25 protein-coding genes are annotated in these 26,978 nt (G+C 54.7%); 14 read left to right on the top strand and 11 right to left on the bottom strand.

Features of this window, described 5'->3' with window-relative positions:
* Nucleotides 1-690, top strand: coding sequence for a substrate-binding domain-containing protein (locus ACRQ84_RS20570; protein ID WP_483818439.1), 690 nt, complete (start codon nt 1-3; stop codon nt 688-690).
* On the opposite strand, the gene ACRQ84_RS20565 is transcribed toward ACRQ84_RS20570, so the two are convergent.
* Nucleotides 687-1,721 (bottom strand): LacI family DNA-binding transcriptional regulator, encoded by a 1,035-nt coding sequence (locus tag ACRQ84_RS20565; RefSeq protein ID WP_483818438.1) that lies wholly within the window; start codon nt 1,719-1,721, stop codon nt 687-689. The genes ACRQ84_RS20570 and ACRQ84_RS20565 overlap by 4 nt on opposite strands.
* 265 nt (nt 1,722-1,986) lie before the next feature.
* Here ACRQ84_RS20565 and ACRQ84_RS20560 point away from each other — a divergent pair, with 265 nt between their 5' ends.
* The 7 genes from ACRQ84_RS20560 (at nt 1,987) to ACRQ84_RS20530 (ending at nt 9,554) form a co-directional block, all read left to right on the top strand.
* Nucleotides 1,987-3,294: an MFS transporter gene (locus ACRQ84_RS20560; protein ID WP_064740051.1), complete on the top strand. Its 1,308-nt coding sequence runs from the start codon at nt 1,987-1,989 to the stop codon at nt 3,292-3,294.
* 13 nt (nt 3,295-3,307) lie between these two features.
* Nucleotides 3,308-3,946, top strand: a complete 639-nt coding sequence (gene otnC / locus ACRQ84_RS20555) for a 3-oxo-tetronate 4-phosphate decarboxylase (RefSeq protein ID WP_483818437.1) — start codon at nt 3,308-3,310, stop codon at nt 3,944-3,946.
* Nucleotides 3,947-3,982: 36 nt separating this feature from the next.
* Nucleotides 3,983-5,131, top strand: a complete 1,149-nt coding sequence (locus ACRQ84_RS20550; protein ID WP_483818436.1) for a lactonase family protein — start codon at nt 3,983-3,985, stop codon at nt 5,129-5,131.
* A 42-nt stretch (nt 5,132-5,173) separates the two neighbouring features.
* Nucleotides 5,174-5,881: a hypothetical protein gene (locus ACRQ84_RS20545; protein WP_483818435.1), complete on the top strand. Its 708-nt coding sequence runs from the start codon at nt 5,174-5,176 to the stop codon at nt 5,879-5,881.
* A gap of 115 nt (nt 5,882-5,996) precedes the next feature.
* Nucleotides 5,997-7,406 (top strand): c-type cytochrome, encoded by a 1,410-nt coding sequence (locus tag ACRQ84_RS20540; RefSeq protein ID WP_483818434.1) that lies wholly within the window; start codon nt 5,997-5,999, stop codon nt 7,404-7,406.
* Complete coding sequence (locus ACRQ84_RS20535; protein WP_064740046.1) at nt 7,396-7,914, top strand: sugar dehydrogenase complex small subunit; 519 nt, start codon at nt 7,396-7,398, stop codon at nt 7,912-7,914. The genes ACRQ84_RS20540 and ACRQ84_RS20535 overlap by 11 nt, the downstream gene beginning before the upstream one ends.
* Entirely contained in the window at nt 7,911-9,554 is a 1,644-nt protein-coding gene (locus ACRQ84_RS20530; RefSeq protein ID WP_483818433.1) for a GMC family oxidoreductase, read from the top strand. Before ACRQ84_RS20535 ends, ACRQ84_RS20530 begins: the two co-directional genes overlap by 4 nt.
* 443 nt (nt 9,555-9,997) lie before the next feature.
* On the opposite strand, the gene ACRQ84_RS20525 is transcribed toward ACRQ84_RS20530, so the two are convergent.
* The 8 genes from ACRQ84_RS20525 to ACRQ84_RS20490 all read right to left on the bottom strand — a co-directional run bounded on the left by ACRQ84_RS20525 (nt 9,998) and on the right by ACRQ84_RS20490 (nt 18,391).
* Nucleotides 9,998-11,101 carry an NADH:flavin oxidoreductase/NADH oxidase gene (locus ACRQ84_RS20525; protein WP_483818432.1) on the bottom strand — a complete coding sequence of 368 codons (1,104 nt, stop codon included), beginning with the start codon at nt 11,099-11,101 and terminating at the stop codon, nt 9,998-10,000.
* A 97-nt stretch (nt 11,102-11,198) separates the two neighbouring features.
* The gene (locus tag ACRQ84_RS20520; protein WP_483818431.1) at nt 11,199-12,590 is read right to left on the bottom strand and encodes an amidohydrolase family protein; all 1,392 of its coding nucleotides are present in this window, start codon (nt 12,588-12,590) and stop codon (nt 11,199-11,201) included.
* The gene (locus ACRQ84_RS20515) at nt 12,587-13,360 is read right to left on the bottom strand and encodes a cysteine hydrolase family protein (protein WP_064740042.1); all 774 of its coding nucleotides are present in this window, start codon (nt 13,358-13,360) and stop codon (nt 12,587-12,589) included. Before ACRQ84_RS20515 ends, ACRQ84_RS20520 begins: the two co-directional genes overlap by 4 nt.
* 1 nt (nt 13,361) lies before the next feature.
* Nucleotides 13,362-13,784: a cupin domain-containing protein gene (locus ACRQ84_RS20510; protein ID WP_064740041.1), complete on the bottom strand. Its 423-nt coding sequence runs from the start codon at nt 13,782-13,784 to the stop codon at nt 13,362-13,364.
* A gap of 3 nt (nt 13,785-13,787) precedes the next feature.
* Entirely contained in the window at nt 13,788-14,726 is a 939-nt protein-coding gene (locus tag ACRQ84_RS20505; RefSeq protein WP_483818430.1) for an ABC transporter permease, read from the bottom strand.
* Nucleotides 14,723-15,838 (bottom strand): ABC transporter permease, encoded by a 1,116-nt coding sequence (locus ACRQ84_RS20500; protein ID WP_483818429.1) that lies wholly within the window; start codon nt 15,836-15,838, stop codon nt 14,723-14,725. Before ACRQ84_RS20500 ends, ACRQ84_RS20505 begins: the two co-directional genes overlap by 4 nt.
* The gene (locus ACRQ84_RS20495) at nt 15,822-17,375 is read right to left on the bottom strand and encodes an ABC transporter ATP-binding protein (protein ID WP_483818428.1); all 1,554 of its coding nucleotides are present in this window, start codon (nt 17,373-17,375) and stop codon (nt 15,822-15,824) included. The genes ACRQ84_RS20500 and ACRQ84_RS20495 overlap by 17 nt, the downstream gene beginning before the upstream one ends.
* A gap of 5 nt (nt 17,376-17,380) precedes the next feature.
* Nucleotides 17,381-18,391: a BMP family protein gene (locus ACRQ84_RS20490; RefSeq protein WP_483818427.1), complete on the bottom strand. Its 1,011-nt coding sequence runs from the start codon at nt 18,389-18,391 to the stop codon at nt 17,381-17,383.
* A 105-nt stretch (nt 18,392-18,496) separates the two neighbouring features.
* Between ACRQ84_RS20490 and ACRQ84_RS20485 the strand changes: the two genes are divergently transcribed.
* Nucleotides 18,497-19,396 (top strand): LysR family transcriptional regulator, encoded by a 900-nt coding sequence (locus tag ACRQ84_RS20485; RefSeq protein WP_064740037.1) that lies wholly within the window; start codon nt 18,497-18,499, stop codon nt 19,394-19,396.
* A gap of 193 nt (nt 19,397-19,589) precedes the next feature.
* Here ACRQ84_RS20485 and ACRQ84_RS20480 read toward each other — a convergent pair whose 3' ends face one another.
* Both ACRQ84_RS20480 and ACRQ84_RS20475 read right to left on the bottom strand, forming a co-directional pair.
* A complete protein-coding gene (locus ACRQ84_RS20480) occupies nt 19,590-20,414 on the bottom strand; it encodes a creatininase family protein (RefSeq protein WP_064740308.1) in 825 nt (274 codons plus the stop codon).
* A gap of 157 nt (nt 20,415-20,571) precedes the next feature.
* Entirely contained in the window at nt 20,572-21,573 is a 1,002-nt protein-coding gene (locus tag ACRQ84_RS20475) for a sugar phosphate isomerase/epimerase family protein (protein WP_064740036.1), read from the bottom strand.
* 371 nt (nt 21,574-21,944) lie between these two features.
* Between ACRQ84_RS20475 and ACRQ84_RS20470 the strand changes: the two genes are divergently transcribed.
* The 5 genes from ACRQ84_RS20470 to ACRQ84_RS20450 all read left to right on the top strand — a co-directional run bounded on the left by ACRQ84_RS20470 (nt 21,945) and on the right by ACRQ84_RS20450 (nt 26,971).
* A complete protein-coding gene (locus ACRQ84_RS20470; RefSeq protein ID WP_483818426.1) occupies nt 21,945-22,883 on the top strand; it encodes a polysaccharide deacetylase family protein in 939 nt (312 codons plus the stop codon).
* A complete protein-coding gene (locus ACRQ84_RS20465) occupies nt 22,874-23,281 on the top strand; it encodes a nuclear transport factor 2 family protein (RefSeq protein WP_483818425.1) in 408 nt (135 codons plus the stop codon). Before ACRQ84_RS20470 ends, ACRQ84_RS20465 begins: the two co-directional genes overlap by 10 nt.
* Nucleotides 23,282-23,357: 76 nt before the next feature.
* Complete coding sequence (locus ACRQ84_RS20460) at nt 23,358-24,944, top strand: ABC transporter substrate-binding protein (RefSeq protein ID WP_483818510.1); 1,587 nt, start codon at nt 23,358-23,360, stop codon at nt 24,942-24,944.
* A gap of 101 nt (nt 24,945-25,045) precedes the next feature.
* On the top strand, nt 25,046-26,008 hold the full coding sequence (locus ACRQ84_RS20455) for an ABC transporter permease (protein WP_064740032.1): 963 nt from the start codon (nt 25,046-25,048) through the stop codon (nt 26,006-26,008).
* Nucleotides 26,009-26,056: 48 nt separating this feature from the next.
* Complete coding sequence (locus ACRQ84_RS20450) at nt 26,057-26,971, top strand: ABC transporter permease (RefSeq protein WP_483818509.1); 915 nt, start codon at nt 26,057-26,059, stop codon at nt 26,969-26,971.
* The last annotated feature ends 7 nt before the right edge of the window (nt 26,972-26,978 follow it).

The raw sequence follows: 26,978 nt of genomic DNA, 5'->3' as shown, positions 1-26,978 counted from the left end.
ATGGCGTTATCGATTTACAGCGCGCTCGCACTGAGCGCGCCTTTTCACACTTTGGCTGCACAGTGGCAGGCTCAGCATCCGGATGCGCCGCTGGCGATGCGCTGGCATCCCAGCACGCTCATTGAAAAGGAACTCAATGCCGGGGAAGTTGCCGATGTGGTGATCGCCACCGTTGACACCTTGGACCGACTGACGAAATCAGGATTGGCGGAACAGCATACCCGCATTGAACTGGTCGATTCTCCCATCGGTATTGCGGTGCTGGCGGGTGCGGCTCAGCCGGATATCAGCAATCGCGATAAATTGATTCAGGCTCTGCTTAGTGCGCGTTCTGTTGCATGGTCAGAAGCCGGAGCCAGCGGTGTCTGGTTCTCGCACTTGTTGAAGCAACTCAATATTGATGCCGAATTGCGCGCGCGCGGCACGGTGATTCCTGCAGGTTTTACCGCCGAGCAATTGGTGAAGGGCAACGCTGACCTGGCCATACAACAGATCAGCGAGCTGCTGATGGTTGAAGGCATTGATGTCGTTGGGCCGCTGCCAGCAGGCACGCAGCAGGCGATTTCGCTCTCTGCCGCAGTGTTGAACAGCGCCCAGCAGCCGGAACAGGCGCAGGCTTTCCTGACGTGGCTGAAAACCCCCGATGTGATGGACGTTTTCAACCGTTTCGGTATGGAAAGACGCGATTAGCGCTCCTGACGGGGCACCGAGCCGCTGCTGCCCCGGACGATCAACTCCGTGCTTATCTGCGTATGCGTCTGGGCTGGTAGGTTATTCAGCGTATTCAGTAAATAGTGCGCTGCATGTTCACCAATCGAGGCTAAATCGATGCGCATGGTGGTCAGTGGATGCTCCAAATGCTCGGCGTATTCATAGTCATTGAAGCCAACGATGGAAATATCATTGGGAATACGCATGTAACGCTCGCTCGCTGCGCGCATGGCACCAAACGCCAGCAAATCATTACCGCAGATTATCGCGGTGGGCGGCTTTGGTGCATCGAGTAAGCTAAACACCGCGCGGCGGGCATCATTCATGGTAAAGGCGTTATCAATTAAATGTGTATCCGGCAGCGTCAATCCATACTGCTGGAGGGCGCGGCGCGTACCGTTTAGACGTTCTGAAATACGATCGTTCGACGGCGGCGTACCCACAATCACGGCAAAACGCTGATGCCCCAACGCCAGCAAATGGTGCGCCAGGGTTTCTGCGGCTCCCTCGCTGTCATAGCCGACACAAGGTCTTTCGCTATCTTGCGAAAAGGTCTGCACGCAGGCGATCTCCTGCTGCACGATGCGCTCCCAAAGCTTTGGGTGGTGGGTATTGCCCACCAGCATCAACCCGTCAATACCGTACTCAATCAGCTTGTTAACTTCTTTCAACTCCGTTTCAGGATCGAAGTTAGAGTTGGCCAACAGCAATGTATAACCGGCTTCGTGAATCAATTGCTGAAAAGCGGCCAGCGGACGCGAGAAGGTTTCCGTCGCCAGCGTTGGCACTACGGCACCAATCGTCATACTGCGGCGTGAGGCGAGGGTGCGGGCAGCGCGGTTAATCACATATCCTAACTCCTCACAGGCTTTTTCCACCGCTTCACGGCGTGATGCTTTCACGGTGGAACTGCCGTTCAAGACGCGTGAAACCGTCGCCGTTGATACTCCCGCGAGACGCGCTACATCATCCAGTGATACGCGGCCAGTTCCATTTTGCTTCTCACTCATCAAGTCACTCCTGCAGAAAGAGTGAGCTTGCCCACAAAAATAGCAGACAACTCACCATCAATTTTGAAAGCGCTTACTTTTGGCTTGACTGTATTTTGTAATCGCTTACTTTTGACATCATGTTATCAGGTTGGGTGTGCCTGCTCACGTTTTTTTAACATGTTCATCAATCGGCGTACCCAAATTTAACCACAACGCTGGCTGCTGGCCGCCGTAAGGCCGCACAACCTGTGTTAACTCTCTATAAATCATAAAGGAATTCACCATGCGCAGATATCCACGAATTCGCTGGCTGATGATCGTGTTCTGCTTTTTCGCCATCGCCATCAACTACATCGATCGTATCAACCTCGCGATTGCCGCCCCGCACATCAAAGCAGATTTAGGCCTTGATGACACCAGCATGGGGCTGATTCTGGGTGCCTTCTTCTGGACCTATGCGCTGATGCAGATTCCCGCCGGAAGGTTACTTGACCGCCTCGGTGCACGTGCCGGTCTGGCCATCGCCGTTGGCTGGTGGTCGTTATTTACGGTGTTTACCTCGTTTGGTAAAGGATTCACTTCGCTTTTTGCGGCGCGCTTAGCATTAGGGCTGGGTGAGGCAGGGGGCAATCCGGGGTGTGTGAAAGTTGTATATAGCTGGTTCCCGAAAAAACAGCGCGCGACGGCGAGCGGAATTTTTGATGCGGGTCCGCGTGCCGGTAGTGCGCTGGCGCTGCCGTTGGTTGCCTGGCTGATTAGCGTGTGGAATTGGGAAACCTCCTTTGTCGTCACCGGCGCATTGGGACTGATTTGGGTGGTGATCTGGTTAGTCTTCTATCGCGAACCTGAAGAGATGAAAGGCCTGGATGAAACCGAGCGCCAAAATCTACTGGAAGATCGTGCTTTGCCGACCACACAAGCCGACGCAAAAGTCGAATTGTGGTCACTGTTCCGCCATCGCAATGTATGGGGAATGATGATTGGTTTCTTCTGCATGAACTTCGCCACCTACTTCTTTGTCACCTGGTTCCCCACCTATCTGACGGTAGCGCATGGCTTCTCATTAAAAGAGTTGGGCACGCTTGGCGCCATCCCTGCACTGATGGGCATTCCGGGAAGTCTGCTCGGGGGAATTGTGTCGGATACCCTTTACCGTAAAGGATTTAGCCTGACTGCAGCGCGTAAAACCTGTCTTATCAGCGGCATGCTGCTCTCTAGCGTGATTGCTTTCGCGGCATTCACCGACAGCATAACGGTGATCCTGACGCTGTTCTCCATCACTTACGCCGGTTTAGCCTTCACCGCCGCCAACATCTGGACGCTGCCCGCCGACGTTGCACCCGCCAGTAATTATGTGGCCACGCTGGGCGGCATTCAGAACTTTGCCGGCAATCTGGCCGGAATTGTGACGGCCTCCTTCACAGGGTTAATGCTGAGCCTGAGCCACGGTTCATTTATGGTGCCGCTGCTGGTGGCGGGCGGTATCTGTGTGCTGGGTGCGCTGACCTTCATGTTTGTGCTCGGCAAGCTGGAGCCATTACCGATCAGCCCTAAGCGTGATGCCAACGTCATTGCTACCGCCAATCAATAAGGAGAGTAATCGCATGCAAAATGAACAGTCCTTACGCGAAGAAATTTGTCAGGTAGGAGCCGATTTGTTTAATCGCGGCTATACCACCGGCACGGCGGGAAACATCAGTGCCCGCCTGGAAGATGGCTGGCTGATTACGCCAACCGATGCCTGTCTGGGGCATCTGGAGCCAAGCCGAATTGCCAAGGTCAATCGTGATGGCGAATGGGTTTCAGGCGACAAGCCATCAAAGACGTTGCTGCTTCATCGTCAGATCTACGATCGCAATCCGGATGCGCACGGTGTGGTCCATACCCATTCCACGCATCTGGTGCAACTGACGTTAGCAGGCGTGTGGCAGCGCGACAGCATTTTGCCACCGTTGACGCCGTATCAAGTCATGAAAGTGGGGCGGATTCCGTTAATCGACTATCGCCGCCCAGGTCATGCCGATGTTGCCGCACAGGTGGCGGAGTTGGCGAATGACGTACGTGGCGTAATGCTGGAAAGGTTAGGGCCGGTGATGTGGGGCACATCCGTTTCAGCGGTGAGCTTCGCCCTTGAAGAGCTGGAGGAAACGGCCCGCCTTTGGCTGAACTGCGTGGATAAGCCCGCTGCGCTGCCAGAAGAGGCCGTATTGGAGCTGTGCGAACACTTCAACACGCGCTGGTAACACACTCTCTGTTCCCGATAAAAACGAGACCTACAGATGAAAAAGACCGTAATGGCCGCCGGCATGATGCTGTTTGCATCCACGGTATTGGCGCAGGAGACAGCGTTTGTCTACGTATCAAACGGTGACAGCGGCACGGTGACGGCGTATGCGTTGCAGAAAGCGCAGCGCCAGCTCAAACCGATTGGTGAATATCCCAGTGGTCTGAAAAGCATGCCGATGGCGGTATCGCAGGATAAGAAGACACTTTATGTCTCTGTTCGCAGTCAGCCCTATCATGTTTCAGCCTGGCATACTCAAGCTGACGGTTCGCTGCGTCATTTTGCGGATACACCACTACCCGAAGCGATGGCGTATATCGCGCTGGATAAGAGCGGAAAATTCCTGCTTTCATCTTCTTACGGTGGCGATCTGTTTAGCATCAATCGCATTGCCAATGATGGCCACGTCGAGAGTGCGCCGGTTCAGGTGGTGCATACCGGTAAGCGTGCTCATGCGATCCAGACCGATCCCAGCAACCAGTTTCTCTTTGTGCCGCTGCTGGGCGCCGATCAACTGCTGCAATACCGTTTCGACAGTCATACCGGAACCGTCACGGCTAATACCCCTGCGTTTGTGAATATTCAGCGTGAAGCGGCAACCGGACCGCGTCATTTCACTTTCGCGCCGCAGCGAGATGAGAAGGGCGAGCAGAATCTCTATTTGCTCACCGAAATGGCGGGCAACATTTCCCGTCTGACCCTCAATAAAGAGGGCACCCTGACGGAGCATGAAGCGACAGCTTCACTCGATCCGTCCATCGCGGCAAACATGCAGCGAGGAGAAGCGCGCCCACTGACCGGCGACGATGATTTGCCAAAATCAGCCAAACCGCGTTTATGGCAAGCCGATATTCATATCACGCCCAATGGCCGTTTCCTTTATTCCACTGAACGCACCAGCAGCACTATCACTGCATTTCACGTTTCACCGCGTGATGGGCGACTGACGCTAATTAATAGCACGCAAACAGAAGCTCAGCCGCGTGGATTTGCAATTGATAATTCCGGGCGCTATTTGATCGAATCAGGACAAAAATCGACACAGCTTTCGCTGTATTCCATTGATCAAGAAACTGGCAAGCTCACATTAATTGAGCGCGTACCCACGGGCAAAGGGGCAAATTGGATCACCATCGTTGAGTAAATTTCTGCTCTACTTAATTCATTAGTAAGAAAAGGAGTCTTCATGTCGACTATTCGCAAGACATTATTAAGCACATTATTGTGCTCAACGCTGTTAAGCGCAGGATTACCGACACAAGCGGCTGAAAAAGGTGTTGCCACCGATCTGGAGCCACTGCACCACGTCATTCTGGAAAATAAATACGTCACCGTGATGCGCGTATTAATTCAACCCGGCCAATCCACGCTGTTTCATGAGCAGCATCTGGATTATGTGAATACGCACATTGAAGGCAGTCCGGTAAAAATAGAATATCCCGATAAGCCGGTTAACAACACCGAAATGAAAAGCGGCAACGTTAAATTTGGCGAGCATCAAGGGAAGTCTGATACTGACAAAGTCACTAATACCGGAAACAATATTAATCATCAGGTCGCGTTCGAAATTAACATTCCCGGCCCGCAACATTTTGGTAACGCTACTCGGCCTGCTAACGATGCTTTTCAGTCTGTATTGGATAAGAAAACCGTTCGCGGCTGGAAGGTCACGCTCAAGCCTGGCGCCAGTACAGGCGAATACACGCAACACGGTCCTGGCGTGCGGGTGTTCTTCACCGAAGGGCGCGTACTGATTGCCGATCAGGCTCACGCTAACCGCGTGAAAGAAGTTTGGGTACACCCCGGCGATGCCTTTTTAACGGAGCCTGGTAAAGTGGATATTACCGCAGCGAGTGGCGACAATATCGTCTTTAATGACTATGAATTGTTATAGCACTGTTTGTATTTTGTGAACTGAGGTTGTCTGATAATGTGCACTTCTGTGGGTTGCCACAGAAGTGCATTATTGTTTTTACCATACTAATAATTATTTACCGGAAGCAATTACAATGAAAGCAAGAAAGGTGAGACAGTGTTGTCTGCCTTTCGCGTTGAGCATTCTGATGTCTGCAACATTTTCAGTTCATGCTGAAGATGCGGCTGAGTCTGCAGCTCTTATTGCGAAAGGCAAGTATCTGGCTATTGCTGCGGACTGCGGAGCCTGCCATACCGCACCGAACCAGGGGAAGGAAATGTCAGGTGGCTATATTATTTCCTCGCCGTTAGGAAATATTGTTGCCAGTAACATTACGCCATCAAAAACGGCTGGAATCGGTGATTATACCGAACAAGATTTTGCAAAGGCGGTTCGACAGGGAATAAATAAGCAGGGGCAACATCTTTATCCCGCTATGCCTTACACCTCATATGCAAAGATATCTGACCAAGATATTCACGCGTTGTATGCCTATTTTATGTACGGTGTAAAAGCAGACGATAATGTCCCGCAACAAACGGATTTACCGTTCCCATTTAATATTCGTTCAAGCATGTTCTTCTGGAATATGCTCTTTGCTGATAATAAACCGTTTATTCCAGCCAAAGATAAATCGGATGTTGTGAATCGCGGTGATTACCTGGTCAATGCGCTGGCGCACTGTGATACCTGCCATACGCCGCGCAATGCGCTGATGGGACAAAACAACGATCTGGCGCTTAGCGGTGGTAGCCTGGGCAGTTGGTACGCGCCGAATATCACACCGCATCAGCAGGCCGGCATCGGTAACTGGAGCGATGCACAGATCGCGCAATACCTCAAAACCGGCCATGTGGCAGACAAAGCGCAGGCCGCCGGCCCGATGGCAGAAGCCGTCGAGCACAGCTTACAGCATCTGTCCGATGAGGATATTCAGGCGATAGTCGCGTATCTGCGGCAAATTCCCGCCGTGGGTCAGGCCACGCATGCACCACGCGATCGTCTCGGCAAGCCCGCAACAGATGAAGCGGCACTGCGAGCGATGAACAATCCTGATGCGGGCTGGCAGGTTTACGCCAGCTCTTGCGCTAACTGCCATCAGGCGGATGGTGCCGGCAATCAATTCTATCCGTCGTTGTTCCACAACACCGCCACCGGTGCGCCGCAGGCTGATAACCTCATCGCGACCATTGTCTATGGCGTACATCGCCAGGTTGATGGCAAAGACGTCGTCATGCCCGGTTTCGGACCGGATGGGTTATTTACCGATCGACTGACCGATCAGCAAATTGCCGACGTCAGTAACTATGTCCTGAAAAATTTTGGTAATGCTCAGCTGGATGTGACGGCTGAACAGGTGAAAACCGTGCGTGAGGGCGGCGAACGTCCGTTGATTGCGCGTCTGGCGCAGCCTGCTGTCTGGGGCGGTGGCGCAGTCATTGTCATTATTTTACTGGTACTGCTGATTTCAATTTCGCGCAGGGGGAAAAACCATGGCGCATAACTTTTCCCGACGCCGTTTGCTGCAAGGTATGGGTGTTCTGTCACTCGGCGCACTGTGTAATTCGATTTTCCCTGCGCGGGCTTATGCCGCAGAACAGATGGCTGACAAGGGTTTTCTGAGCGTTTCACAGTTCCTCGTCAGTCGTCCGGTTGGCCCAATTCTGGGCCAGCGCTATTTCGAGGCGTTGATTCGCCATGATGCGCAATTCGCGCAAAAACTCACTAGCCTGCAAACACTATTGCAGCAGCATAAGTTTGCCCATGTCGACGATTTTCTTGCCGCCTTCGGTGCGGATAACGCTGACTGGCAGACGGCAAAACGCATCATTTCGGCGTGGTACACCGGCGTTGTGGGTGACGGCAGCGATCTGGAGTTGATCGCTTATGCCGATGCGATGATGTACCTGCCGACCCGCGATATTCTGGTGGTGCCGACCTATGGCGGCGGGCCGTTCTATTGGGCAGTGACGCAAGATGGCAAAGTGGCAACCACAGGAGAAGGCGCATGAGTGCACAAAAAGTCGATGCCGATGTGATTATCATTGGCTCAGGCGTGATGGGCGGTTTAATTGCCTGCCAAATGGCGAAAGCCGGTAAATCGGTGATTATCCTTGAAGCAGGTCCGCGCGTATCACGTCAGGACATCGTCGAACGTTTCCGTAATTCCCCGTTCAAGATGTCGTTAACTAACATCAAATTGCAGGGCGTTGGCTCACCTTATCCCAATCCGCCCCATATTCCCTCCACCTACGGTGACTATTTGCAGCAGGTGGGGCCGGTCAAATATCCCACTAAATACCTGCGCGTGGTCGGTGGTACAACCTGGCACTTTGGATCCGCGTTGTGGCGGATGATCCCCAACGATTTCAAACTCAACACGCTATATGGACGGGGCCGCGATTGGCCATTTGGCTACGACGAGCTGGAGTCGTGGTATGGCAAAGCTGAACATGAGTTGGGCGTTTCAGGCGTCGATGGGCAAGATGAAAGTGGTCAGGGCGGCAAAGCCTGGCCGCCACGTTCTACGCCATTCCCAATGCCGGGGCTGCCAACCAGCTATTTGTTTGATCGTCTAACCGAGATGCTGGGTAAAGGCGGTTATAACCCGGTGCTGGAACCGAACGGTCGGGCTACTAAGCCATGGGGCAAACGCCCGATGTGTGGTGGCAATAATAACTGCAACCCCGTTTGCCCTATCGCCGCCAAATATGATGGCTCGATGCATATTGATGAGGCAGAACGGCTGGGTGCGAAGCTGCTGGATAACGCGGTGGTTTATCGTATTGAGGCGGCTGACGACGGTCAAATCACCGGCATTTGGTATAAAAAACCCGATGGTTCCGAGCACCATTTAACCGCTAACTATTTTGTGCTGGCGGCCTACGGCATTGAATCGCCCAAGCTGCTGCTGATGTCGACATCGGAGAAATATCCCAACGGTATTGCTAACTCTTCCGATCAGGTTGGACGTAATTTGATGGGCCATACCGGCATCAGTATGAACGTGATGATGTCGGAAGATGTGTGGCCTGGTCAGGGACCGACCGAATTGCTGGTGTATCTCAACAATCGTGATGGCGCATTCCGCAAGGATTTCCCCAGCTACAAGATCAAAGTGCGTAACACGGTGCCAACCGCCGATTACGCCGCGTCACTGATTGAAAAAGGGGTGCTGGGCTCCAAACTGGATGCTGAGATTCGCCGCCAATCAGCTCGCTCGCTGAACTTTGCGATTGATTTTGAAACCTTACCGCTGGCGGAAAACCGCGTTACGCCAAGTAAGACCAAAAAGGATGCGATTGGCATTCCGTTGCCGGAAATCTACTACAGCGTGACGGATTACTGGCACGCCGGTAAAGAGGCAGGCATCAAAGATTTTCACAGGTTTGCTGAGCTGCTGAATGCGGAGATATTGTCGATCGATACTAAGTTCCAGGATCGCCAACACATCATGGGAACGACCATTATGGGCGATGATCCGCACACCTCGGTGGTGGATCGTCACTGCCGCACGCACGATCATCCCAATATGTGGATTGCGGGTACCAGCGTGATGCCGTCGGCGTCCTGTATGAACCCGACGTTAACCGGAGCCGCGTTGAGCTTGCGTCTGGCCAATCATATGTTGCAGACCATGAAGACGCGTTGAAAAAGTAATATTGAAAACGGCGCGATTATCGCGTAATGCTCGTCAGTTAAGGAGCGCATTGGCTCTGCGGGGGTTACCTGGTCGCCATGAATGGCGCCCCTACAGGCGTTACAGCAATAGTGATTAAAAAATACGCATTGATGCTGCAGCGTGGGTGTTGAGGCGACATCCCAGCCCGCTGAACGAGTGAAGGATTCCAGGGCGAGCCGCAGGGATGCGGCGAGAGGCGGCGCTGAGCAGGAGCGAATCGCCGCCGGTCCGTCAGGAATCGTGAGCGAGTGAAGGTACCGCGTAGCGGCGGGCTGGGCTGGCGCAGGGCCGCGGAGTGCAGAGGGCGCGGCCTGACGCCCTCTGCTCGGTCGCCGCACGGCATAGCTGAAACTGCCCCAGCCGATAGCGAACGAAAATCCCTCGGCTCTTACGCAATTATCGCGTCGTTTTTTTTAGGCTTTATTGGCAATTAATGTGCCTTTCAACCCATGGGGTTCCGAGCGCAGATACTGCGATGGCGCTTTGGCTTGCGCGCCCAATTCGGCGGCCGCATGCCACGGCCAGCGTGGGTTGTAAAGCACAGCGCGCGCCAGTGCAATCAAATCCGCATCGCCAACCTGTAGCGCTTGCTCAGCTTGCTGCGGTTCAGTGATCAATCCAACGCCAATCACCGGAATCTTTACCTGCGCCCGAATATCACGCGCAAACGGCAGTTGATAGCCGGGGCCGACAGAAATTGTCTGCTGCGGTGAGAGCCCCCCGCTGGAAACGTGAACGTAATCGCTGCCCGCCGCTTCGAGTTGCTGGCTAAAGATAATTGACTGCTCAACATCCCAGCCACCCTCTACCCAATCTGTTGCCGAGAGACGCACGCCAACGGCCACCGAATCCGGTAAGGCACTACGCACTGCCTGGAACACTTCCAGAGGAAAACGCAGGCGATTTTCCAGCGAACCGCCATATTCATCCTCACGCTGGTTACTCAATGGAGACAGGAACTGATGCAGCAAATAGCCGTGAGCAGCATGCAGTTCGATCAATTGAATACCGAGTTTTGCGGCACGCTGTGCGCTATCAACGAAGGCATTTTTCAGGCGCTCAAGGTCCTGTTTAGTGAGTGCCACGGGCGCACGATCTTCAGGATTAAAGGCTTGCGCGGAAGGGGCGACGGTTTGCCAGCCGCCTTGCTCCAATGACAGTTGCTTGCCGCCTAACCAGGGTGCCGCGCAGGACGCTTTACGCCCGGCGTGGCCGAGTTGAATGCCAAACGGCATGTCAGAGTAAGGGCGGATATCTTCCAGCACGCTGGCCAGCGCCGCTTCTGTTGCATCGTCCCATAAGCCTAAATCGCCGGGAGAAATACGCCCGGCGGCTTCGACTGCCGTTGCCTCAATGATCAGTAAACCCGCACCGGAGAGCGCGAGTTGGCCGAGATGAATGCGGTGCCAGGCGCTGGCTTTACCCTCCTGCGCGGAGTATTGGCACATCGGCGCAATCACGATGCGATTGTCGAGGGTTAACTTACCCAGTTGCGTAGCATTAAACAGTAAACTCATTGAAACCTCATCAACAGTGGCTGGATGCCTTAAAGCTTAGGGCTAAAAGCGCATTTTGCAGTGGTCTATGAGTTTGAATGTTGTAGCAAAAAGTAAGTTAAGCGGAATGTGCCGCCGATCGCCAGCCGCGCGCGTTATCATTGCCGGTGCGCACCGCCAGCGAGTATGCTGCACGCTGCGAACGTGCCATCACCTCTTTTTGATTGAGCTGGGTAAACTCGCCGTCACGCAACAGATAGGCACCATCGACAAACACATCACTCACTTCATGGCCGAGCGCAGAGTAGACCAGCGATGAAACCGGATGATGGATCGGCGTCATTGCCGGATGCGAAGTATCAACGATTACCACATCGGCGCGTTTACCTACCTCCAATGAACCCACCAGATGATCGAGACCAATTGCGCGGGCGCCATCAATAGTCGCCATCTCCAGCACCTTTTCCGCCGTCATAATGGTGGGATCGCGATGCACGCCTTTTTGCAGTAGCGCCGCAACTTTCATGGCCTGAAAAAGATTGTGATTGTTACTGCTGGCGGGGCCATCTGAACCTAAACCGACGGTTAAACCGGCTGTCAGCATCTCGGGAATCGGCGGTACGCCGGAAGCGAGATAGAGATTACTGCAGGGGTTGTGCGACACGCGCGTATCGTGATGCTTCAGCGCACGGATATCGCGCGAGTTGCACTGTACGCAATGTACCGCCAGCACATCTGGGCCGAGGAAGCCGATATCGCTGAGGAATTCGGTATCACTTGCCTGGAAACGCAGCCTGGCCTGCTCGATCTCAAAATCGGTTTCTGCCACGTGCGTGGTGATCAGCACGCCGGTTTCATTCGCCAACTGGCGTGTGCCGCGCAGGACTTTCTCATCCAGCGCCCAAATCATGCTAGGTGCCAGGCCGACTCTCACTCGACCCTCTAACTTGTGATAACGATTGATCACCTCGCGCGCATCGGCCAGCGCCTGTTCAGGCGTTTCAATGAGTTCAGTGGGAATGCCATGCTCTGCGCCGCTGGTAAGGAAACCACGACACACATGACCGCGAATGCCACTGATTTCAAAGGCCTCGATCACTTTGGCAGTCAATCCCGGACGCGGATGCGCGTACATGAAATCGACTAGTGAGGTGACGCCAGAACGCAGCGACTCCATGCAACCGTGCAATGCGGCGGCATAAACATCCTCTTCGGTTAGTGCCACCGCGCTGGGTCCGGTCATGCAGGTAAACCATTTTTTCAGCACCATGTCATCGCCAAGACCTTTAAGCAGCGTCTGGAACAGATGCGTGTGCGTATTCACCATGCCCGGCATAATAATGCGTTCGCGACAGTCGATGATTTCCGCTTCCGGATAACGTTGCTGCAAGGCATCGCGCGTGCCGATGGCACCAATGTGATTGCCGTCAATTAGCAAACTGGCCTGTTCCAGAATCTCGCGCTGTGGATTCATGGTGATAATCCAGCCGTCGGCCAGCAGATAACTCATGATTCGCGCTCCAGTTGCTGTTGTAACTCGGCGGCATTGACCACAAAACCAAAACATTGCTGCACGTTATACAGCGTGGCATCGCGGCAATAATCAGGCGAGGTGGTTGCGCTGCAATCTTCCAGCAGCAAACAGTCGTAACCGCGGAAGTTGGCGTCTTGTAAGGTGCAAAGCACGCATTGATCGACATTGACGCCAGCAAACAGCAGGGTGGTGACATTGAGATTACGCAGAATGCTGTCGAGCTCGCTGTCCTGAAAACCGGACATGCGGTATTTGTTGACGCGAATATCCTCGGCCGCAGGCGTCAGTTCGTCCACCACCTCCGCCGCCCAGCTGCCCGCCTGTAAAACAGGCGCACCGGAACCCGGCAGCGGATCGCCTAATCCCACGCCATCGCCGTTCGGGTTATAGACATGAAGCAACGCAGGACTGAGATTGAGTTTGTCGGCGCGATTGCCCCAGTTGAGCCAAATCACCGGCACCTCAGCGGCGCGCAACGTCGGCAACAGTGCTTGCAGCGGCGCAATCGGCGCGCGCGCTGGCGTGACATCGACGCCGATATGCCCCAGCCAACCTTCGGGATGGCAGAAGTCGTTCTGCATATCCACCACGATAATTGCGCTACGCTGCAGATCAAAAATCACGGCGCGGTCGCGAGTTGTGAGCTGCACGGTGCGCGCCGCCTGCGTCGGGCGCCGCGTATCGACAACATGCGGTGAGACGCGCCACTGATTGTGTCGGCTGCTGCCTAAGACGTTTTCCGGCATATCAGGCTCCCGTTAATACGCGCAAATCTTCCGCATCTAACGTGACAGGGTCACCGCTGCGAATCAGTTCAGAAAACCCCTCATTTGGCGTCATCACCGTCAACGTATACAGCTTGCTGCTGCCGGTATTACGAATGGCGTGGTCGTTGCCCGGATGCAGTAGCAGGGAGTCGCCTTTCCTGATGTCGAGCTCATCATCGTTACAGCGCGCCACGCCTTCGCCGTGCAGCACATAGAAGAATTCGTGTGCGGTAGCGTGTTCATTGGGTGGCGTAGCGCCGCCGACGTTAAAGATCTCCACCACAAAGATGTTTTCAATGCCGTCTAACGGCTTGTCGAACAGAATGGCGAAGTAGTTGCTGCTATCCGGGCTGATACGGAACGCCTTAACATCCGCCAGATTGTTGAAACGAAACGATTTCACAAGTTATTCCTTTCGATAAGGCTGCGTTAACGCGCCGGGTTGCAAGGTGCGACCCACCACGCCGGACATCGCCAGAATGGTGAGCAGATAAGGCAGCGCCAGCAGCACCTGCGGCGGCAGCGTGTTTTCAAACAGCTGCAGCGAGAGTTGCAGGGCATCTGCGGCGCCAAAGATAAACGCGGCGACCAGCGCTTTTAGCGGGCTCCAGCGACCAAAGATGACAATCGCCAGCGCGATAAAACCCTGTCCGCTGACGATGTTGTCGCGAAACAGGCCGATCTGCGCAGTGACCAGATAGCTACCGGCCAAGCCGGCGCCCACGCAGGAGAACAGTACGCCCCACGTACGGATCTTTAACACGTTGAGTCCGGCGGCATGTGCGGCGCGGGGATTTTCGCCCACCGCACGCAACGACAAGCCAAAGCGAGTGTGAAACAGGCCGAAATGTGCCAGCACGGCCAGTAGCAAGGTGAGATAAAGCGGCAGCGGCTGCTGGAACAGGATCGGGCCAATAAACGGTAGCGAAGAGAGCAGCGGCACATGCCAGGGTTCCAGCATCGGAATGGTGGGAGAAGATTCATTGCCCATCACCAGCGCGTAAATCCAGGTGGCTAATCCTGCCGCCAGAATATTGAAAACGATGCCCACCACAATCTGGCTGGCATGGGCGCGCAGATAGAGCGCGGCCAGCATGCAGCCAACCAGCAATCCGCCGACGCCACCGGCGATAAAGCCCAGCGCAGTTGATCCGCTCTCGACCGCCATCATGTAGCTGGAAAGCGCACCGAGCAGAATGGTGCCTTCAATGCCGATATTCAGTACGCCAGAGCGTTCGGCATAGATTTCGCCCAGCGCCGCCAGCAATACCGGACCGGCAAGTCGTACCGCCGCGGCCAGCCAGCTGACGAAAAAGGCGGTATCGAGATTCATCAACAGATTCATGATTGTTCCTCCGCCAAATGGCTGTGCGATTGACGACCGCCGGGCAGATTAATGCGGTAATAGCGCAGCAGATCGCCTGCCAGAATCAGTAACACCACCAGACTTTGTAGTATCAGCACCACCGACGTGGGCAAACCGGTTTGGCGCTGCATGGCGCTGCCGCCCACTTCCAGTCCACCGTAGAGAATGGCCGTAGGGATCACCAACAGCGGATTGAGGCGCGCCAGCAAGGCCACCACGACGCCGATAAAGCCGACGCCACCGGAGATGCCTTCCATTAGGCGATGTTGCACGCCTAATACGGCGCACAATCCTGCCAGCGCGGCTAATCCGCCGCCGAGCAGCACCGCGCCCATTTGACGGCGATTGACATCAACGCCGCTGTAGCGCGCCGCGCGCGGATTAAGTCCCGCGATTTTGATTTCGAAACCGGCGGGCGTAGCACGCATCAGCCAGAAGACGAACACGGTGGCAACCAGCGCAATGGCGATGCCCCAATGTGCGCGCATACCGTTCATCACAAACGGCAGCCAACTCTCCACCGGCAAACGTGGCGTCTGCGGCAAATCGCCCGGCGCGCGCATCGGGCCGGAAACCAAATATTGCACGATGAACAGCGCAACATAGTTGGCCATCAGCGAAATTAGCACATCGTTGCCACCAAACTTCACCCGTAAGGCGCCAACCCAACCGGCCCAAATTGCACCCGCGAGGAAGGCGGCGATCAGCACCAACGGCCAGTAGAGCAGCGCAGGAATCGCCCACGGAAATCCCTGCGGCGTACCGGAAAGGGCGATCCAGCTGGCCGCCGCGGCACCCAGCAGAAAACAGCCTTCAAAGCCGATATAACCGAGCCCGGCGCGCCACACCACGATGGTCGCCAGCGCAATCAGCATCAGCGGCGTGGACTGCACCAGGCTGAGACCGAAGCTGCGCAGCGAGCCAAAAGCGGCGTCAAACAGGAAACCATAAGCCGAGAGCGGATTGCCGCCAAAGGGGATAAACAGCAAACCGGCAATGATGAACGCCGCAAGGATGCCGCAAAAACTGGTTAGCACCAGCGCGCCTGTTGATTCCGCCGGCGCCAGACGACGCTCAAGCAGCTTCTTCATGGTTGCCTCCGGATTTTTTCAGGTGCGCGCCGGCCATCAGCTCGCCGAGGCGTTCCGGTGTGGCATCGACGGCGGCCATTTCACCGGCGATTTGGCCGCTGTACATCACCGCGATGCGATCGGAGAGATTGATGATTTCCTCCAGCTCGGCGGAGATCATGAGAATCGCGCAGCCGCGATCGCGCGCCGCCATCAAGCCTTGCCACACGCTCTCAATCGCGCCAACATCCAGCCCGCGCGTCGGCTGTTCAACGATCAGCACGCTGGGATTGCTGACCACTTCGCGTCCAAGAATCAGCTTTTGCAGGTTGCCGCCAGAGAGTTTGCCGGCTTCAAAATCGGCATCCGGCGTGCGGACCGCAAAGCGGGCGATGATGTCGCGCGCATGTTGGTTGATGCGCTGACGATCCAGTAACCAGCCGCCTGCGCGGGTAAAGGTGTGTTGGCGACCGAGCATGGCGTTATCGGTGATGGATAAATCGGTTACCGAACCAACGCCGCGACGATCCGCCGGGATAAAGCTGATGCCTTTACTGCGACGCGTAGCGGGGGAATCGTCGCTGATGTCTTCACCATTGAGCAGAATGCGACCCGCTTCCAGTTCGCGCAGGTTGAGTAGCGCTTCCGCCAGCTCCGACTGACCGTTGCCTTCAACACCGGCGATGCCGAGGATTTCGCCCGCGGCGACGTTGAGCGAAACGCGCCAGATCTTCTGCTGTCCACTGGCATCACGCACCGCGATACTCTCCACCTGCAACACGGTTTTACCGGGTTGGCACGGCGTTTTCTCCACGCGCAGTACCACATCGCGACCCACCATACGGCGCGCCAGATCGCGCTCCGACGTGTCTTTAATATCCACCGAATCAACCATTTTTCCGCCGCGCATCACCGAAACATGATGGGCAATAGCCATGATTTCATACAGTTTGTGAGTGACGATCACCACCGAGCGACCTTCAGCACACAGCGATTTGAGCGTAGCGAACAGCCCGGCTTTCTCTTGCGGCGTCAGCACCGCCGTCGGTTCATCGAGAATCAGTACCTGCGCATCTCGGTATAAAAGCTTGAGGATCTCCACGCGCTGCTGCACCCCAATCGGCAGATGCTGTACTTTCGCCCAGGGATCGATCGCCAGCCCGTGTTTGTCAGACAGCGCCTGTAAACGCGCCGCCGCTGCTTGCAGATTGAGTACGCCACTGGCGCGCTCTTTCAGGCCCAACACCACGTTTTCCACCACGCTCATCGGCTGCACCAGCATAAATTCCTGATGCACCATGCCAATGCCGCAGGCAATGGCATCGCTGGGATCGCGAAAACGCTGCGCTTTGCCATCCACCACAATGCTGCCTTCATCGGCCTGATACAGACCATAGAGGATTTGCATCAACGTACTTTTGCCCGCGCCGTTTTCCCCCAGCAGCGCGTGGATTTCACCCGCTTTGATACTGAGCGAGACGTCATCATTTGCCACCACGCGCGCAAAGCGTTTGGTGATGTTGTTAAGCGCGACGCGGATGTTTGCCGTTGCTGTCATGATGGTTAAACCGTTGGCTTCAGCGCGCCGCTGTCGAGCTGCTGCCAAATCTGCTGGAAGGATGCCCAAGCGCTGGCGCTCACCAGTTTAGCGTTGTAATGCTCGCTTCCATTGACCACCGACCAGGCTTTGCCAACGGTTGGGTGCCATTCGTCGCCGCCTTTGAACGTTTTGTTCGCCACCGATTCGCCCACCTGTTCCACCATCCAGTCAAGATTCTGACGGAAGCTGCAGGCGACGTAAGCTGGCGCGACATCGCGCTGATCGACATAGCAGCCGATAGCTTTGACTTTCGCCGCTGCCGCGCCTTGCATTGCGCCGAGGCCAGTAACGTCCGCCGCATGCCAAATCACATCTGCGCCGTTACCAATCATGGTAGTGGCGGCTTCACGACCTTTGGCGGCATTGTCGTAATCGCCGGTCACCACGCCCATGCCTTTAATGCCCGGACGGGTTTTCTCGGCAGCCTGAATAAAGGCGCGCATCATGGCCTGCTGTGTGGGGTTATCGCCGCCGCCAACAAATCCTACCGCTTGACCTTTATCAGAGATCAGCGCAGCCAGCGCACCGGCCGCGTAAGCCCCTTGCAGATAGGCGAGGTTGACGTATTCCACGTTGTCCGGTGATTTTTCGCCGGGCTTAAAGGTTGAGGCGAAGAAGTAGGTATCAGGATATTCCGGCGCGATTTCGGCGAATGCCGAGCCGTATTCAAAGCTATGGCCGATGATCAGCTGGTAACCATCATCGGCATAGCCGCGGATGGTTTGATCCATCTGCGCCTGCGAGACGCTTTCGCTGTGCGCCACGGTAAACCCGGCTTTTTGCAGGCTTTGCAATCCGGCATACGCCAGTGAACTCCAGCCGCCATCGGCAACCGAGCCGGGCAGCAGCAGGGCGATTTTTATGCTGTTATTCGCCGCCAATGCGTTGCGCGACAGCATCGGTGCCAGCGCGGGTAACAACAGCGCGCCAGCCACTAACTTCGCAAACTTTCTGCGGGATACGTCTGCCATCATGTGTTCTCCTGGTGTGGTTTTGATGTATTAATCACCCGAAGAGCATTATCTTAAAAGCATCATTTTTAGCACTTACCGATGCCTAAAAGGCAACGCAGGGGAAATATGCTGCAACATCGTTTGTTTGTGTATATCGATCAGGTGGCGCGCAGCGGTTCGATTCGCAAAGCGGCCGAGCGTCTGCACATCTCCGCTTCAGCAATTAACCGCCAGTTGATTGCGCTGGAAGAGGAGCTGGGCACGCCGCTTTTTCAACGTTTGCCGCGCAAAATGATCCTTACCGCCGCCGGTGAAGCGTTGATTCATCATGTGCGACAGAGTTTTAAAGAGATTGAAATCGCGCAGATGAAAATCGAAGAGTTGAAAGGGCTGCGACGTGGTGAAGTCACGGTGGCGATGATGAGCGGATTAGCGGCAAACCTGATTCCTCGCGTGGCATTGGAGTTTCGCCGCGCCAATCCGCGGGTGAAATTGCTGCTGCAACAGCTCACTACCGGCGAAAATATCACTAATGCTGTTGCCAGCGGTGAGGCAGATTTGGGCATTGGTTTTGATTTTGATTTGCAGCCGGTGCATCGCAACATCGCCAGCGTGCCGGTGCGGTTGGGCGCGGTGGTGGGCGCGGGGCATCCGCTGGCCGAGAAATCGAGCTTACGTTTGAGTGATTGTTTGCCGTACCCAGTGGTGATCGCTGACAAATCAATGGTGATTCGACCGTACCTGAATGAAGTGTTTGCGCGCGCCTCGATCAATTTGCAGCCGGTGATTGAAACCAATTCGATCGAGGTGATGCGCCAGTCGGCGATGATGGATCAAACGCTGACGTTTCTCACACCGATCGATATTGAATCCGACCAGCGCAGCGGCAGGTTGATCTATATTCCAGTGCGCGAGCTGGCGCAGCACACGCAAACGCTGATGCTGATCGGCCACGATCGTGGTACCAGCGCGATTGGGAGTGTGTTCGCAGAAACCATCAAAGGGATGATGTCGGAATTACGCTGACAGTTTGCGCCATTAGCTGACAGTTCGCGCAATAAGCTTAAAGTTCGCGCAATAAATTGCGCCGCTACGGTTTGTGCGGCAATGAATATACCCACGGGTTTCGTCGCAGCGCAATGTATGACGCATCCGTAACGGTGCGATTTATCGCGCGTCCGTAACAGCGCAATGTATGACACATCCGTAGCGGCGCGATTTATCGCGCGTCTTGGTAAGCTGTACGATCGGTCAGGAAATGAATATCGAAGTTCTGCACTTCGCGCGCCAGTTTCAGAAGCGCATGTGCGGCACGATCGGTTGCAATGGCTCCACGCTCCGCATCGGCGGCGGCGGCATTGCCGGTGGTGCCGGAAAGATGCAGATCTTGCGCCATCCAGCCAAAACCAATGCCACCTTCAGGGGTTAAAATGCCGCCGGTTGCTTCCAGTGCGACTGAAGCTGATACGAAATCGTCCGCATGTTGCATCTGCACCAATTCAGGATGCAAGTGCAACATCATGCTGGTCTCCGATTCCCCACCGTGAATGCCATGATTAAGCTCATGTGCGCTATACAGGTCAGAAGCATCAATGGTACGGAACCAGCTGGCGCTAACGGCAAACATCCCCAATTCAATGCGCAGCTGGCGACACACCATCTCCATTAGCTGCGGTTGGCCGCCGTGCGAGTTCCAGAAAATCAGTTTACGAATTCCCGCGCGCCAGGCGCTTTTGGCGACCTCAAACCACACTTTGCCCAGTACCTCATAAGGCAGCGAAAGGGTACCTGGATAGGCAAGATGTTCGTCCGATTTGCCAATTGGCAGCGCGGGCATCACCAGCAGCGGAAAATCGTCGGGCTTGAGTTCAACAGCACGCTGGATAATGCCCGCGTTGATAGCCGCATCCACACGCACGGGCAGATGCGGGCCATGTTGTTCCACCGCACCAATCGGCAGTATGGCGACGATATTCGCCATATCCAGTTCACTGAATTCTCGCGTTGAGAGATCCCACCACCAGGGCGAAGACGGCATGAGCATGTTTACCTCCATTTTTTTTCCACCTTAACGGGTTGGACGTGCAATGGAAGCAACAAAATTCGTACTGAGCGTTGCTTTTTAGGCAGCGCAACGTCCTTAGCGACACGATTCATTGCGCAATAAATTGCGCCGCTAAGATGCGTGAAAGTTGTCCAGACTAAAGGTTCTCCTGCTCGATGCTGGTCAGCAGCGCATTCTGAATAATTCGCTGGGCTTTAAGCGGGTTTTGCTCACGCTGAGCGTCCTGCAACGCGGCGATATCCAGCTTATCCAGCGCGCGATAGATATGTTTGAGGAAGCGAATCGATAGATTGGCCGCTTCGACATGATCTTCACGGAACGGGAATTGATCGAGCTGCCACACGCCGTCCCAGTTGTTGATCTTCAACACATAGAAGAACTCAAAAATCTCGGTCATGTGTACGGTGCCGACGACCAGATCGTCATCCCAGCCGCGCAGGTTGTCGTTGACGTCCATGCCAAACAGACGTCCGCGATCGATGATCAGCTGAGCAGAATCCGCCGGGGATTCGCCCGCAAACAGCGCATGGCCGAAATCGAGTAGCACACCAACGTTATCCAAACCAATGTCCTCAATGCCGAGCAAGGTGCGCGCAGCTGAATCCCAGGTCATTTTTACGCGCGGTTCACGCGGTTTATATTCGATAGCAAATTTGACGTCAGGATTAGCACTCGCCAATTCGCGCATGCCGTCAACCGCCATCTTCCACAGGTTTTTGTGATCGACCTGGAACGGATAATCCCAGCCGTCCTGACCTGGCCAGACTTTAACGTAATTAGCCCCCAACTCCCGCACCACGGTGGCGGCTTCGTGCATCAATTCAAACGCCTGTTTACGAATAGCGGCGTCGGGATTGGTAAAGGCACCGCGTGAGAAACGGCGCAGATAAATTTCGGGTGTCACGCCGATGGCTTTCAATCCGTTATCGGCCAGCGCTTGTTTTACCTGCGCGACAGTTACCCCTTCGGTAAACGGATAGGGCACATCAACGTAAGAGAGGTCTTCAACGCTGCCCGCAAGTTTGATTTGATCCAGGGTGCTGAGCGCCGGGCCATACCCGTCTACGGCGTAGCGATCGATATAGTTGGCAAAGTGCCACAAGCCGGCACCGAATTTCGGATACGTGTAGGAACTCATTCGACTTTCTCCTCAGAGGTTTGATGTTTGAATATATATTCATTGTTGGTTATATATTCCATTCTGCGCCTCCCCCTGCGCTGTTAACCAGCAATGAATGGTGAAAATGCAACCGTAATCACACAATTACTTAGCCCCACTAAGACGGAGCAATTGCGCACTTTTAGGGCAGAGCGTGCACCATCAGCTGACTTTTTGAGCCGTTTTTACTCTCTTTCATCTCACCGCCACATTGGCAACGCAGGGGCGATAGCGGGAAAAAAGGCCGTAATACTCTGGTAATAAGAAATATTGCTAGCAATAAAGCTAGTGTGGCATGCCGTTTGCTTTGCTCCTTATATCGCAAGACGTGTGTTCATCAGGAGGCCGTTATGTCATCGCCGCAGGTCATCTGGGATATCGCTAGCCATCAGCGCTATACCTACAGCTCAATTGAACATCAAATATCGCCAGCGTGGCCAAAGGGCAAAGGCCTGGCGCTCTATATCGCAATGAATCTGGAGCATTTTGCTTTTGGTTTACCGGAAGGGGCGAAATTGTCTCAGGGCGCGAATCGTCTCGACGTATTGAACTACGCGTGGCGCGACTACGGTAATCGGGTGGGCGGTTGGTATTTGGCCGATTTGTTTGCCGAACTTGGCATTCCGCCGGCGGTAATCGCCAACACCGCAATCATCGATTATTGTCCGCAATTGCTGGACCGCTGGTTGAGCCTGCCCGGTAGCGAACTGATTGGCCACGGTCATACCAACTCGCAACGTCAGGGTGAGCTAAGCCGTGAAGATGAATGCGCATTGATTGCTCGCTGCCAGCAGCGACTCACTGCCTATCAGCAGCGCCCGGTTGCGGGTTGGCTGTCGCCGTGGATTTCCGAAAGCCACGACACGCCGGATTTACTGCGTCAAAACGGCTTTAGCTACACCCTAAACTGGGCACATGACGACCGTCCGGTTGCGCTGCAAACCTCTCATGGCGATCTGCTGTCGGTGCCTTATCCGCAGGAGATCAACGATATTCCTACCATCATCCCCAATGGCACCTCGATTGAGACGTTCTGCAGCATGATGGAAAGCCAATTCATGGAAATGAAACAGCGCGCCGAGCAGCGCCCACAAGTCATGGGCATTGCGTTGCATCCCTACATTGTGGGGCAGCCTTTCCGGTTGCATCACTTGCGGCAGACGCTGAAGACGATCATTGCGCAGTGTGAGGACGTATGGATTACCACGCCGGGTGAGATTGCCGCCCATTCACTGAGCCTATCTGCACCCACAAATATTGTATCGACGGGAGAGCAAATATGTCCGTAGTACCAGAAGAAGTAGAGATTGTGAAAGCGTTTCTGGCCGCCTCAATGGCGCCGGATCCTGACAGCGCCGCGGCGCTAATGTCGCAGGATGTGGTCATCACCTTTACCGGTAAGCGCGTGATGCCAAGCGTTCACGGCGTAACTGCCTTCAACGCCGCCCGCTATCAGTGGGTAAAAAAACAGCTGGGTGAGTTTGACTGGATGGAGAAACGCCCTGGTCACGTGGTGGTGTACTGCACCGGTTTCCTCTACGGCGTATGGCCGGATGGACGTGAGTTCGCCGGCAATCGCTACCTCGACCGCTATGAAGTAATAGAAGGGCGCATCACCAAAATGGACGTGTGGAACGACAGCGCAGAGTGGATTCTGACGCCAGAACTGAATCAACTGTCACATTAATAGCAAACACATGAACTGGTATTGGCTTTGCATGTATTGCTAGCAATAACCCTAGCACGCTAATGAGAGATAAATGATGAAGCAACTTTTACTGTCGTTATTAGTAGCAGGTTCGCTGGGCCTTGCCAGTCAATCGGCGCTGGCGGAGAACGTAGTGCGTTGGGCAACCGATGCTGATATTCCAACGCTGGATCCGGATGCTTACGCCTCGACCAAAGCGCTGACTTTTCAGAATCACATTTATGAATCGCTGGTGCAGCGCGATAACGATCTGAAAATCCAGCCGTGGCTGGCATTGAGCTGGCAGCAACTTGATGACACAACGCTGCGGTTCAAACTGCGGGAAGGCGTCAAGTTTCATAATGGCGACGAGCTGACATCAGAAGATGTGGTGGCGTCGGTCGCGAGGGTAACGGATCCTGCGTCAGGTATTCGCGCTAATGCCTCAACCATTAAAGATGCGGTGGCGGTAGACAACTATACCGTGGATATTCATTTGGTGAAAAAGACCGGGATCGCCATCAACGAACTGACCGGCGTGATGATCATGGATAAGAAGTGGCTCAGTAAGCATAACGCACTGAAGCCCACCGATATCAGCCAAGGCACCGAAGGGTACGCCACCAATAATACTAACGGCACCGGGCCGTTTATTTTGCAAAGCCGCCAGCGTGATACACAGATGGTGCTCGTGCGCAATCCCAACTGGTGGAATGCCGCTGCCGGTACCACCAATATCGACAAAATCATTTTCAAACCGATCTCGTCCGATGCCACGCGCCTCTCAGGTTTATTAGCCGGCGAGTACGATTTAGTCACCTCGGTTCCGCTGCAGGATATTCAGCGCCTGCAAAACAATCCTGCCGTGCAGTTGCAGGTGAGTCCGTCGTTACGCGTTGATTATCTGGCACTCAACATGCGTGACACGCTGAATGCCAAAAACAGTAAAGCGGAGAACCCGCTGAAAGATATCCGCGTGCGTCAGGCGTTGTATATGGCGATCAATCGCGAGGCGATCACGCAAAAGGTGATGCGCGGTCTGACCAAACCCACCAGCAACTATCTGGCACCGGATATTCCAGGCTATGACGCCAAAGCCGGTGTGGATTATCCCTACGATCCGGCAAAAGCCAAAGCGTTGCTGGCAGAGGCCGGTTATGCGCAAGGCTTTAATCTCAACTTTGATTGTCCGGAAGGCACTTATATTAACGCCGCACAATGGTGCCAGGCGGTGCAGAGTTACTGGTCGAAAATTGGGGTGAAAGCCGCGCTGAATGTGCATCCGGCCAGCGTTTATGACCCGATATTGGTCAACGGACGTACCGATGTTGGCGTGCTGGGCTGGGCCAATCTGCCCATCATGGATCCCTACAGCGTAGCGGTGCAGCTGTTGCATACCAGCAACGGAAAAAGCCTCGGCACCTTTAACATCCCACGCTACAGCAATCCGGCGGCGGATAAGTTGATCGACGATTCCGTGGGCGAGTTGGATAACGCTAAACGCCTTGCCATGCTAAGCCAGGCCGTCGCGCTGGCGAACAAAGACCTGCCTTATCTGCCGATGCACTTCGAACCCACCGTTTGGGCAATGAGCAAAAAACTGACGCTGAAACAGACGCCGGATAATGTTCAACGCCTGTGGTACGGCAAAGTGATTCATTAAGTCTGCCTGGTCGCCATTAATGGCGACCCTACACAATCTTTGTAGGGTGCGCATTCATGCGCACCAGATCAGCATTAGCCGCTTTGCTTCTGGAGGCCGTTATGGTTTTTTTTGTGCGCAAGTTACTGCAGGCATGTATGTTGCTGGCGGGTGTCGCGTTGCTGTCCTTTATTCTGTTCCAGTATCTTGGCGATCCGGTTGCCAGCATGCTGCCCGAGAGCGCCACTGAAGTTGAACGCGCTGCATTACGCACCAGCCTTGGCCTCAACGACCCGGTGATAGTGCAATTTGGGCACTACATCACGCGCTTGCTGCACGGCAACTTTGGCATTTCCTATTACAACCAGGTATCGGTTTTCCAGCTGATCATGGAGCGCCTGCCGGCCACGCTAGAGCTGGTATTTGTTTCGGTGGTACTGGCGATGGCAATCGGTTTCCCATTAGGCGTCTGGTCAGCCATCAGCCGTAACAAACTGCTGAAAGAGGGCGTGCAAATCCTCTCATTGATCGGCGTTTCTCTGCCGTGGTTTCTCACCGGCATCATCCTGATTATCGTGTTTTCCGTCTGGCTTGGCTGGTTTCCCTCCAGCGGTCGCGGTGAAACGGTGAAAATTGGCTTCTGGAGTACCGGCCTGCTCACCGCGTCTGGCTGGCACTCGATTGTGCTGCCGGCGCTCTCTTTGGGTCTGTCAATGGTCACCATCATCATGCGTTTGATTCGCACCGAGATGCTGGAAGTGATGAAGTCCGATTACGTTAAATTCGCCCGCGCGCGCGGCATCGAAAACTATCGCATCTGGTTTCGCCATGCGCTGAAGAACGCACTATTGCCGGTGGTCACGGTGATCGGTTTGCAGATTGGCGGTTTGATCGCCTTCGCCATTGTCATCGAAACCGTATTCCAGTGGCCTGGCATGGGTTTACTGCTGATTCAGTCGATTAACTTCGTCGATGTGCCGGTCCTCTCCGGCTATCTCCTGTTTACTGCCCTGATTTTTATCGTGATCAACACGCTGGTTGATCTGTTGTATTACCTGATCGATCCGCGTATGCGGGCTCAGTAAGGAGTGGTCATGATTAACGATAATTTGCCCGTACGCCGCCGTACCCGCATGGCTCAGCAATGGCGTGCCTTCACCGACAGCGATCTGCTTTGGTTGTTCTGGCGCAGTAAAAGCACGGTCGTTGCCTTCACCTGCTGCCTGGTAATCTTGCTCTGCTCGGTGACCAGCCATTGGATTGCGCCCCATAACGTGTTCGATACCACCACGTTTGATTTGATGGATTCCGAATTACCCCCTTCGTGGATGAGCGGGGGTGACGCACGATTCTGGCTGGGAACCGATGTACAAGGGCGCGATATTTTTTCACTGATGCTTTACGGACTCAATATCTCATTGATTATCGGCGGTATCAGCGTGTTGTTATCGGTGCTGCTGGGCGTAGCGCTGGGCGTATTGAGCGGCTATTTCGGTGGTTTAGTCGACACGCTAATCATGCGCTTTGCCGATGCCATGCTGAGTATTCCGACCATCATGTTCACGCTGCTGGTCAGCGGCGTCGCGCGGGTGGTGATCCCGAAAGAGCTAATGGGGCATTTTGCACCCGCCATTCTCACCGGCGCGATTGCGCTGACCGGCTGGATGCAATATGCCCGCACGGTACGCGGTCTGACCATGCTGGAGAAGGGCCGCGAATACGTCATGGCTTCCCGTATCAGTGGTGCGACACATCTTCATATCATGCTGCGCCACATCGTGCCGAATGTGCTGCGCCCGGTACTGGTGATGGCGACGCTGCATCTTAGCGTGGCCATCCTGACCGAAGCGACGCTCTCGTTTCTTGGCGTGGGCATGCCGCCAGACCAGCCCTCGCTGGGCACCTTAATTAATGAAGGCAATCAGTATCTCTTCTCCGGACAGTGGTGGATTGTGGCTTTCCCCGCCGCGCTGTTGGTGATCCTTTCTCTCTCTTTCAACATGCTGGGCGATTGGTTGCTGGACGCCCTCAACCCGAAACTACGTTAGGAGCTAA

It is taken from the genome of Pantoea sp. E2023-21, from assembly GCF_051302795.1.
Taxonomy (GTDB): Bacteria; Pseudomonadota; Gammaproteobacteria; order Enterobacterales; family Enterobacteriaceae; genus Pantoea; species Pantoea ludwigii_A.
This window is presented reverse-complemented; position numbering and strand designations above follow the sequence as displayed.

Bases quoted from the DNA above. Each gene is read 5' to 3' on its own strand.
- ACRQ84_RS20515 (WP_064740042.1), bottom strand. From the start codon at position 13,360: ATGCCGGAAAACGTCTTAGGCAGCAGCCGACACAATCAGTGGCGCGTC.
- otnC (WP_483818437.1), top strand. From the start codon at position 3,308: ATGCAAAATGAACAGTCCTTACGCGAAGAAATTTGTCAGGTAGGAGCC.
- ACRQ84_RS20475 (WP_064740036.1), bottom strand. From the start codon at position 21,573: ATGAGTTCCTACACGTATCCGAAATTCGGTGCCGGCTTGTGGCACTTT.
- ACRQ84_RS20570 (WP_483818439.1), top strand. From the start codon at position 1: ATGGCGTTATCGATTTACAGCGCGCTCGCACTGAGCGCGCCTTTTCAC.
- ACRQ84_RS20490 (WP_483818427.1), bottom strand. From the start codon at position 18,391: ATGATGGCAGACGTATCCCGCAGAAAGTTTGCGAAGTTAGTGGCTGGC.
- ACRQ84_RS20520 (WP_483818431.1), bottom strand. From the start codon at position 12,590: ATGAGTTATCTGCTGGCCGACGGCTGGATTATCACCATGAATCCACAG.
- ACRQ84_RS20470 (WP_483818426.1), top strand. From the start codon at position 21,945: ATGTCATCGCCGCAGGTCATCTGGGATATCGCTAGCCATCAGCGCTAT.
- ACRQ84_RS20545 (WP_483818435.1), top strand. From the start codon at position 5,174: ATGTCGACTATTCGCAAGACATTATTAAGCACATTATTGTGCTCAACG.
- ACRQ84_RS20465 (WP_483818425.1), top strand. From the start codon at position 22,874: ATGTCCGTAGTACCAGAAGAAGTAGAGATTGTGAAAGCGTTTCTGGCC.
- ACRQ84_RS20535 (WP_064740046.1), top strand. From the start codon at position 7,396: ATGGCGCATAACTTTTCCCGACGCCGTTTGCTGCAAGGTATGGGTGTT.
- ACRQ84_RS20560 (WP_064740051.1), top strand. From the start codon at position 1,987: ATGCGCAGATATCCACGAATTCGCTGGCTGATGATCGTGTTCTGCTTT.
- ACRQ84_RS20455 (WP_064740032.1), top strand. From the start codon at position 25,046: ATGGTTTTTTTTGTGCGCAAGTTACTGCAGGCATGTATGTTGCTGGCG.
- ACRQ84_RS20565 (WP_483818438.1), bottom strand. From the start codon at position 1,721: ATGAGTGAGAAGCAAAATGGAACTGGCCGCGTATCACTGGATGATGTA.
- ACRQ84_RS20505 (WP_483818430.1), bottom strand. From the start codon at position 14,726: ATGAATCTGTTGATGAATCTCGATACCGCCTTTTTCGTCAGCTGGCTG.
- ACRQ84_RS20485 (WP_064740037.1), top strand. From the start codon at position 18,497: ATGCTGCAACATCGTTTGTTTGTGTATATCGATCAGGTGGCGCGCAGC.
- ACRQ84_RS20540 (WP_483818434.1), top strand. From the start codon at position 5,997: ATGAAAGCAAGAAAGGTGAGACAGTGTTGTCTGCCTTTCGCGTTGAGC.
- ACRQ84_RS20550 (WP_483818436.1), top strand. From the start codon at position 3,983: ATGAAAAAGACCGTAATGGCCGCCGGCATGATGCTGTTTGCATCCACG.
- ACRQ84_RS20530 (WP_483818433.1), top strand. From the start codon at position 7,911: ATGAGTGCACAAAAAGTCGATGCCGATGTGATTATCATTGGCTCAGGC.
- ACRQ84_RS20500 (WP_483818429.1), bottom strand. From the start codon at position 15,838: ATGAAGAAGCTGCTTGAGCGTCGTCTGGCGCCGGCGGAATCAACAGGC.
- ACRQ84_RS20495 (WP_483818428.1), bottom strand. From the start codon at position 17,375: ATGACAGCAACGGCAAACATCCGCGTCGCGCTTAACAACATCACCAAA.
- ACRQ84_RS20480 (WP_064740308.1), bottom strand. From the start codon at position 20,414: ATGCTCATGCCGTCTTCGCCCTGGTGGTGGGATCTCTCAACGCGAGAA.
- ACRQ84_RS20450 (WP_483818509.1), top strand. From the start codon at position 26,057: ATGGCTCAGCAATGGCGTGCCTTCACCGACAGCGATCTGCTTTGGTTG.
- ACRQ84_RS20460 (WP_483818510.1), top strand. From the start codon at position 23,358: ATGAAGCAACTTTTACTGTCGTTATTAGTAGCAGGTTCGCTGGGCCTT.
- ACRQ84_RS20525 (WP_483818432.1), bottom strand. From the start codon at position 11,101: ATGAGTTTACTGTTTAATGCTACGCAACTGGGTAAGTTAACCCTCGAC.